The sequence below is a fragment of the Mycobacterium sp. THU-M104 genome (assembly GCF_049197365.1).
Taxonomy (GTDB): domain Bacteria; phylum Actinomycetota; class Actinomycetes; order Mycobacteriales; family Mycobacteriaceae; genus Mycobacterium.
This window is the reverse complement of sequence record NZ_JBMIOP010000006.1, coordinates 1-1,497: the sequence shown is the minus strand read 5'-3', so window position 1 is coordinate 1,497 and position 1,497 is coordinate 1. Positions and strand designations below refer to the sequence as shown.

At 64.4% G+C, this 1,497-nt stretch carries 4 protein-coding genes; all 4 read left to right on the top strand.

Annotated features, from left to right (window positions below):
• The first annotated feature begins 332 nt into the window (after nt 1-332).
• Entirely contained in the window at nt 333-578 is a 246-nt protein-coding gene (locus tag ACOJVU_RS00305; protein WP_421527948.1) for a type II toxin-antitoxin system Phd/YefM family antitoxin, read from the top strand.
• Nucleotides 563-955, top strand: a complete 393-nt coding sequence (locus ACOJVU_RS00300; RefSeq protein WP_421527947.1) for a type II toxin-antitoxin system VapC family toxin — start codon at nt 563-565, stop codon at nt 953-955. The genes ACOJVU_RS00305 and ACOJVU_RS00300 overlap by 16 nt, the downstream gene beginning before the upstream one ends.
• Nucleotides 956-1,085: 130 nt before the next feature.
• Nucleotides 1,086-1,361, top strand: a complete 276-nt coding sequence (locus ACOJVU_RS00295; protein ID WP_343709891.1) for a type II toxin-antitoxin system Phd/YefM family antitoxin — start codon at nt 1,086-1,088, stop codon at nt 1,359-1,361.
• A partial coding sequence (locus ACOJVU_RS00290) for a type II toxin-antitoxin system YoeB family toxin (RefSeq protein ID WP_421527949.1) occupies nt 1,358-1,497 on the top strand: 140 nt, incomplete at its 3' end. The genes ACOJVU_RS00295 and ACOJVU_RS00290, both read left to right, overlap by 4 nt.

Sequence of the window (1,497 nt, the reverse complement as noted above, 5' to 3'; positions counted from 1 at the left end):
CTAACTCGCCTTGGCGGGATCGACGCCGGCCACACACACCTGCCCCCACTCGATGAGCGGCCGCCGGTGAGCGGCGCGTCAGCACCCGTCGCCCCTTTCGGCTCCGGCCGCCTGTTCCGCCCACCTTCGCGGGTCGCTCACGATGACCACCTTGGCTGCTTCAGCGAGGCGACAATCTCCACATGGCGACAATCTGTGCCAGCGCCGAAGAACACACGATGCGTCAGACCGCCGGCGCATGCCGCAGTTCGTGCAGTTCGGCGATCGGGGGCTGGGCCGCAGTAGCCTCATGCCAGACGTAGCACAAGTTATACATGCGCTACCCTGGTCGCGTGAAGATCGGATTACGCGAGCTGCGGCAGAACGCCTCCGAATTCGTGCGCCGCGCCGGAGAAGGCGAGGAGATCACCATCACCGTGGCCGGACGTCCTGGAGCCCGGCTTGTTCCCGCGACTTCTCGAGCTTGGAGGCGGTGGGCCGATGTGTCCGAACTGTTCGCGGGGCCCGCAGATCCCGCGTGGAATGCCGACCGTGAGGCAATCGCCCAGGAAATACGCGACCCGTGGATGAAGCAGTGAGAGCGATCCTCGACACCAGTGTGGTCATTGCGACGGATGTCGAGCCTCTTGACGGCGAGTTGGCCATCAGCGCAATCACAGTGGCCGAACTGCACTTCGGGGTTCTGGTGGCACATGAACAAAAGGCGCGCTCCGAGCGGCTGCGGCGCCTGCTGGTCGTTCAGCGTAAGTTCGACGCGCTGCCTGTCGATGATGCCGTGGCGGCGAGCTATGGTCAGGTGGCGGCAGCCGTCGTTGACGCAGGACGTCAGCCGCGAGCGCGATCGATGGACCTGCTGATAGCGGCGACCGCCCACGCTCATTCTGCCCGGCTTTACACCCGCAACGCCGACGACTTTGACGGCCTCGGCGACTTGGTCGACGTCGTGGCGGTCTGACCGCGCAGGACACGTCACCGAGAAAAGCGCCGAGTCGTCAAGTTCGACTACCGCAGGAAAGCTTCGACGTACCGTTATCCTGTACCAGGACAGTACAGGTTTTCTGTACCTACTTTCAGGCAGGATCACGATGAGTATCAGCGCGAGCGACGCCAGGCGGCGCCTGTTCCCCCTGCTCGAGCAAGTCAACACCGATCACGAGCCGGTACGCATCACCTCCAAGAGCGGAGATGCGGTGCTCATGTCCGCCGATGACTACGACTCGTGGCAGGAAACCGTCTACCTGCTGCGCTCCCCAGAAAACGCCAGGCGGCTGATGGACGCGGTCGCCCGCGACAAAGCCGGGCAGTCCGCCGTCGCCAAATCCATCGACGAGCTGCGAGAGATGGCCGGCGGCCAGGAGTGAGGAGCATCCACTTCGACCCCGATGCCTGGCAGGACTTCCTCTTCTGGCTGGCCTCGGACCGCAAGACCGCCCGGCGGATCACCCGCCTGATCGCAGAGATCCAACGCGATCCATTCGACGGGATCGGCAAGCCCGA

Bases quoted from the DNA above. Each gene is read 5' to 3' on its own strand.
- ACOJVU_RS00295 (WP_343709891.1), top strand. From the start codon at position 1,086: ATGAGTATCAGCGCGAGCGACGCCAGGCGGCGCCTGTTCCCCCTGCTC.